The 6,470-nt window shown below is 68.2% G+C and carries 6 protein-coding genes; 1 reads left to right on the plus strand and 5 read right to left on the minus strand.

The window, feature by feature from the left end; translation table 11 throughout:
- Positions 1–9: 9 nt before the first annotated feature.
- On the minus strand, positions 10–1,338 hold the full coding sequence (gene oxlT / locus KV106_RS38920; RefSeq protein ID WP_261217695.1) for an oxalate/formate MFS antiporter: 1,329 nt from the start codon (positions 1,336–1,338) through the stop codon (positions 10–12).
- A 530-nt stretch (positions 1,339–1,868) separates the two neighbouring features.
- Between oxlT and KV106_RS38925 the strand changes: the two genes are divergently transcribed.
- Entirely contained in the window at positions 1,869–2,006 is a 138-nt protein-coding gene (locus tag KV106_RS38925; RefSeq protein ID WP_172705325.1) for a hypothetical protein, read from the plus strand.
- A gap of 64 nt (positions 2,007–2,070) precedes the next feature.
- Here KV106_RS38925 and KV106_RS38930 read toward each other — a convergent pair whose 3' ends face one another.
- The 4 genes from KV106_RS38930 to KV106_RS38945 all read right to left on the minus strand — a co-directional run bounded on the left by KV106_RS38930 (position 2,071) and on the right by KV106_RS38945 (position 6,335).
- A complete protein-coding gene (locus KV106_RS38930) occupies positions 2,071–3,000 on the minus strand; it encodes a LysR family transcriptional regulator (protein WP_261217699.1) in 930 nt (309 codons plus the stop codon).
- Between the two features lie 88 nt (positions 3,001–3,088).
- Entirely contained in the window at positions 3,089–4,513 is a 1,425-nt protein-coding gene (gene pyk / locus KV106_RS38935) for a pyruvate kinase (RefSeq protein WP_261217701.1), read from the minus strand.
- Between the two features lie 13 nt (positions 4,514–4,526).
- Positions 4,527–5,537, minus strand: coding sequence for a 2-dehydropantoate 2-reductase (locus tag KV106_RS38940; protein WP_261217703.1), 1,011 nt, complete (start codon positions 5,535–5,537; stop codon positions 4,527–4,529).
- Between the two features lie 30 nt (positions 5,538–5,567).
- Complete coding sequence (locus tag KV106_RS38945; RefSeq protein WP_057590861.1) at positions 5,568–6,335, minus strand: fumarylacetoacetate hydrolase family protein; 768 nt, start codon at positions 6,333–6,335, stop codon at positions 5,568–5,570.
- Positions 6,336–6,470 lie beyond the last annotated feature (135 nt).

The raw sequence follows: 6,470 nt of genomic DNA on the forward strand, positions 1-6,470 counted from the left end.
CGTCGGCGCTCAGTGCGGGAGTTCGCTGCGTTCGATGTGCTTGCGGCGCATGGGCCGCAGCACGAACCAGGCCATCAGCGCGGCAACGGCATTGACGCCGCTCGCGACGAAGAACACCGCCTCCCAGCTGCCGGTGCTCGCGGCCAGCACGCTCGACAGCGGCACCAGCAGCGAGGCCGTGCCCTTGGCGGTGTAGAGCATGCCGGCATTCGAGGCCGCGTACTTGCCGCCGAAGGTGTCGGCGCAGGTCGAGGGGAAGAGGCTGTAGATCTCGCCCCAGGCGAAGAACACCATGCCGGTCAGCACCACGAACAGCAGCGGGTTGTGGCCGTACTTGTAGAGCATCAGGATGCCGACCGCCTCGATCGCGAAGGCGATGAACATGGTCTGCTCGCGGCCGATCTTGTCCGACACCCAGCCGAAGAACGGCCGCGTCAGGCCGTTGAGCACGCGGTCGATCGCCAGCGCGAAGGTCAGCGCGGGCAGCACCAGGCCCATGATGTTCACCGGCACGTCGATGATCTTGAAGTCCTTGGCGATCGGCGCGAGCTGCGCGGTCGCCATCAGGCCGCCGGCGGCCACCATCACGAACATCGCGTACATCACCCAGAACACGGGCGAGCGCAGCACCTCGGAGGGCGCGTAGTCGCGCCGCGACTGCTGCACGTTGCGGGTGTTCACGGCCTTCGAATGCTCGGGCGCGCGCGTCAGCATCCATGCGAGCAGGAACACGATCAGTCCCTGCCCGATCCCAAAGTACAGGAAGGCGGCCTCATAGCCGCTGTTCTTGATCATGGCCGAGATCGGGATGATGGTGAGCGCCGAGCCCGCGCCGAAGCCGGCCGCGGTCATGCCCGCCGCGAGGCCGCGCCGGTCGGGGAACCACTTGAGCGCATTGCCCACGCAGGTGCCGTAGACCGCGCCCGCGCCGATGCCGCCGATGGCCGCCGCGATGTAGAGCACCGGCAGCGAGGCCGCGAAGGAGTTGATCACCCAGCCGATGCCGCAGAGCACGCCGCCCACCAGCACCACGGGACGCGGGCCGAAGCGGTCGACGAGGTAGCCCTCGATCGGCACCAGCCAGGTCTCGGTGAGCACGAAGATGGTGAAGGCCACCTGGATCGCGGCGCGGCTCCAGCCGTGTTTCTCCGCGATCGGGTTGACGAACAGGGTCCAGCCGTATTGGAGATTGGCGATCATCGCCATGCACACGATGCCGATCAGGAGCTGCCCCCATCGGTAGCTCTGCGAGCGCTGCGCCGCCGCGGCGCCATGGTGTCCCGAGGGGGAGTAGATCGCGGGGTTCGCACCCGCGATCGTGGTCGTTTGCCGAGTCATTGAATGTCCTTCATCTTTGTGTTTGAGTTGAAGTCCGGCGGATCGCATCGAGGCGCCGCCGGTTTCGTTTCGAGTCACCGGTCCCCGAAGCGGAGATGCGAACAAGTACGGCGTCGCATCGCGCAATCGACACGCTTCGGCTGATCCTCCGGTCCCGTCGGCCCCGCTGCGCGGCACCTTCGACCCGCAGCCTCCTGCGTGCGGATGACTGTCGGATGGAGCGACCCAAAAACTCTTGACCCTCGTCAAGTTCCCTCGAAGGGAGCCCGCTCGGGACCCCCGTGAATTCCCTAGCATGGCCGTCTTAGCGCGCGATGAGATCGCGTCGCTTGATGCAAGTCGGTGGCGTCTTCGGCATGCCCCTCGCGATCAGGTCGACCGCATCGCAGCCCACTCTGGAGTGCCTCCGCGTGCCCTGCTCGCGAAATGGGCATGTCACTCGTGGTTTGCCCTAATCCAGGGTAAACCCTATAATTCGGAGGTTCGCATTCCCACCCACCCCGTCATTCACCCGTATTCGGAGCACATCCATGAACAACACCGCACTGAATTCCACCGCCCTCAAGGCCCCCTCCTTCGCCTCGAACGGCGTGCTGCGCGACCTGATCGCCGCGCTGCCGATCGTGATCTTCGCCAAGGCCGTGCGCGCCGCGCTGCAACAGCGTTGATGCCCGGAGCCCTCGAGGCTCCACCCCGAAGAGAGAGCGCCGCGAGCGCTCTTTTTTTTCGCCTTCAGATCGCCGGATCGAAGGGCACGATCTGCGAGATCAGCGCGGTGCCGTCGTGCAGCAGGAAGTCCTTGAAGGCCTGCGCCACCGGCGGCAGCCGCTTGCCGCGGCGGTGCACCACGTACCAGTTGAGCATCAGCGGAAAGCCCTGCACGTCGAGCACCCGCACGCTGCCCGCGCGCAGCTCCTGGCTGATGGTGTGGGCCGACACGAAGCTCACGCCCATGCCCGCGATCACCGCCTGCTTGATGGTCTCGGTGCTGCGGATCTCCATCGCGATGTTGATCTCGCTCAGCGCGGCGCCGAAACCCTCCTCCATCGAATGCCAGGTGTCGGACGCGCGCTCGCGCACCACGAAGGGCTCGCGGATCAGCCGCTTGAGCGGCACGCCCTTCACGCCCACCAGCGGATGCGTGGGCGCCGCGATGATCACGTAAGGGTGCGGCGCGAAGGGCTGGTTCAGCGTGTCGAGGTCGGTGGGCGGCCGCACCATGATCGCGAGGTCGGTGAGGTTCTCGGCGATGTGCGTGAGCAGGCCCTCGCGGTTGTGCACCGTGAAGTTCAGGGTCACGCCGCGGTGCCGGCCCGCGAACTCCACCAGCAGGCGCGGAAAGAAGTAGTCGCCCGCGCTGATCACGCCCACGTTGAGCTTGCCGCCCGAGATGCCCTTGAACTGCAGCATCGCGTTCTCGGCCGCCTCGAACTGCTGGATGATCGCGCGGCTGAGCTGCAGCAGCTCGGTGCCCGCGGCCGTGAGGTAGACCTTCTTGCCGAACTGCTCGAACAGCGTGTTGCCGGCGTGGTCCTCGAGCTTGCGCACCTGCGTCGACACCGCGGGCTGCGTGAGGTGCAGCTCCTCGGCCGCGCGCGAAAAGCTCAGGAGCCGCGCCACCGCCTCGAAAACCTTCAACTGGCGCAGGGTCGCGTGCTTCATGGGGATTCCTGGAGAACTGCTTCGTTCGGAAGTCCCATGCTATGGCCGGCGGCGCGCGCGCCGCATGACCGCGGTCAAGTATTCGCGATCAGGAATGGTTTGGAATACGCGCGACGTGCAGCAGGTTGGTGGTGCCCGACTTGCCGAAGGGCAGGCCCGCCACCACCACCACCTTCTGGCCGGGCTGCGCGAAGCCCTCGGCATGCGCGGTGCGGCAGGCGCACTCGATCATCTCGCCCACGTCGTGCACGTCGTCCACCAGCACCGCATGCACGCCCCACACCATCGCCATGCGGCGCGCGGTCGCCATGTCGGGAGTGAGGCTCAGGATCGGCACCGCGGGCCGCTCGCGCGCCGCGCGCAGGCTGGTGAAGCCCGAGGAGGTGTAGGTCACGGTGGCGGCCGGCGCGAGCAGCGCGGCCACCTGGCGCATCGAGGTGCAGACCGCGTCGGCCGTGGTCGACTGCGCGCTCTCGTGCGTGGCGTCGATGCCGGTGCGGTACGAGGGATCGGCCTCCACGCGCGCGACGATGCGGTCCATCATCGCCACGGCCTCGAGCGGGTACTTGCCCGAGGCCGACTCGGCCGAGAGCATCACCGCGTCGACGCCGTCGTAGACCGCGGTCGCCACGTCCGACACCTCGGCGCGCGTGGGCACCGGCGCGGCGATCATCGACTCGAGCATCTGCGTGGCCACCACCACCGGCTTGCCGCGCAGCCGGCAGGCGCGCACGATCTGGCGCTGCAGCTCGGGCACGCGCTCGGGCGGCAGCTCGACGCCGAGGTCGCCGCGCGCGACCATGATGCCGTCGCAGCGCTCGACGATGGCATCGAGATGCTCGATCGCCGCGGGCTTCTCGAGCTTGGCCATGATGGCCGCGCGCGTGCCGATGATCTCGCGCGCCTCGTCGATGTCCTCGGGCCGCTGCACGAACGACAGCGCCACCCAGTCCACGCCCATCGCGAGGCCGACGTCGAGGTCGTCGCGGTCCTTCGGCGTCAGCGGCGAGATCGGCAGCAGCACGCTGGGCACGTTGACGCCCTTGCGGTCGGAGATGGGGCCGCCCACCAGCACGGTGGTCTCGGCGAAGTCGGCGCCGTGGCGATCGACGCGCAGCCGCAGCTTGCCGTCGTCGAGCAGCAGCTCGGTGCCTTCCTGCAGCGCCGCGAAGATCTCGGGATGCGGCAGGGGCGCGCGGCGGCCGTTGCCGCTGGTGCGGTCCATGTCGAGCCGGAAGCGCGCGAGCGCCTCGAGCTGCGCGCGGCCGCCCTCGAAGGTGCCCAGCCGCAGCTTCGGCCCCTGCAAATCGAGCAACACGCCGATGGGCCGGCCGAATTCCTTCTCGAGCCGGCGGATGGTCTCGAGGCGGCGCGCATGGTCGTGCTGCGTGCCGTGGCTGAAGTTGAGGCGGAACACGTCCACGCCACGCTCGAACAGCGCGCGGATCGCGGGCTCGTCGGAAGTGGCGGGACCGAGCGTGGCCACGATCTTGGCGCTGCGAAGGCGTCGCATGGTGTCGGTGTCCTCAGGCGAGTTCGCGCAGCCGGACCTGGCCGCGCTGTTCTTCCATGGTCCGCGCGAGCAGCTTCACGAGCGAATACACGGTGTCGATGTGCGGGGTCGAGGTCTCGGTGAGCCGCGCGAGCTCGACCACCGCGCCGACCAGCGCGTCGATCTCGGGCGCGCGCCCGGCCTCCACGTCCTGCAGCATCGAGGTCTTGTGCTTGCCGACCTTCTCGGCGCCGGCGATGCGCTTCTCGAGCGTGACGCGGAACTCGATGCCGAGCTTGTGCGCCACGGCCTGGGCCTCGCGCATCATCGCGGCCGCGAGTTCGCGCGAGGGCGGGTACTGGCAGATGTCGACCAGGGTCGAGTGCGAAAGGCTGCTGATCGGGTTGAAGGTCAGGTTGCCCCAGAGCTTGAGCCAGATCTCGGCGCGGATGTTGTCGAGCACCGGTGCCTTGAAGCCCGCGTTGGCGAAGCAGGCCGCGATGCGCTCGACGCGCTCGGTGGTCGCGCCGTCGAGCTCGCCGACCGGGAAGCGGTCGCCCTCGATGTGCTTGATGACGCCGGGCGCGATCAGCTCGGAGGCCGGATAGACCACGCAGCCGATCACGCGCCGCGGCGGGATCTTGGCGTTGAGCACGCCCTGCGGATCGACGCTGCGCACGGTGGTGCCTTCGAGCACGCCGCCGTGCTTCTGGAAGTACCAGTAGGGAATACCGTTCTGCATGGTCACGACCGCGGTCTCGGGCCCGAAGAGCTTGGCCACGTCGTCGGCCACGGCCTCGACCTGGTGCGCCTTCATCGCGAGGATCACGAGGTCCTGCGGCCCCGCCTCGTCGTAGCGGTCGGTGGCCCGCACGTTGCGCGCCAGCTGCTCCTCGCCCTCGGCCGACACCAGCTTGATGCCGTTGGCGCCGATGGCCTGGAGGTTGGCGCCGCGCACGATGAAGGTCACGTCCTCCCCGGCCAGCGCGAGTTTGGCGCCCACCAGGCCGCCGATGGCCCCCGCGCCGATGATTGCTATCTTCATGTCGATCCCCAAGAGTTGAAATTCTTCGCGTCAGCCGAAGCGATTCGAGAGGCGGCCAATGCCGTCGATCTCCACTTCGACCAGGCTGCCGGGCTTCATCGAGCCCACGCCCACGGACGTGCCGCACAGGATCACGTCGCCGGGATGCAGGCTCATGTCCTGCGAGATGAGGCTGACCAGCCGCTGCACCGAGAAGCGCATGTCGCTGATCGGATAGTTCTGCCGCTCCTCGCCGTTGAGCACGGTGCGCACCACCAGCGTGGCGGGATCGAGGCCGGTGGCGATGGCCGGGCCCATGGGGCAGAAGGTGTCGAAGCCCTTGGCGCGCACCCACTGCGCGAACGAGGCATCGCGGTTGAGGATGTCGGCCACGGTGACGTCGTTGGCGCAGGTGTAGCCGAACACGTGCTCGAGCGCGCGTTCCTCGGAGACGGCGGTGGCGGTCTTGCCGATGACGATGCCGAGCTCGCCCTCGAACACCACCTTGCCGTCGCACAGCGGCTTGCGGATCGGCGCCTCGTGCGCCGAGAAGGAGTTCGGCGCCTTCAGCAGGTACAACGGCTCCTCGGGCACGGCGAGCTTGAGCTTCTCGCCGAGGGCATGGAAGTTGTTCCACAGCGCGATGACCTTGGTCGGCTCGCTCGGCGACAAGAGGCGCAGGCCGGCCAGCGCGAACACGCGGCCGGTGGGCTCGGGCGTGCCGTACATGTCGCCGCGATACTCGCGCACGGCGTCGTCCTCCAGGGTGCCGAAGGCGGCTTCTCCGGCGTGTTCGAAACGGACCCAACGTTGTGGCATGTTGTGCTTTCTTTTGATGCTGTGAATGCGGGTGGGCCGACAGGCGCTGCGCGGGTGCGCGGCCTAGGGCCTGTTAACGCTATGCAAGGGGTCGCGTTGCCCCGCAAAGGGGCTGGATGCAAGGCGCCCGCGCGC

The sequence above is a fragment of the Variovorax endophyticus genome (assembly GCF_025376855.1).
Classification (GTDB): domain Bacteria; phylum Pseudomonadota; class Gammaproteobacteria; order Burkholderiales; family Burkholderiaceae_C; genus Variovorax.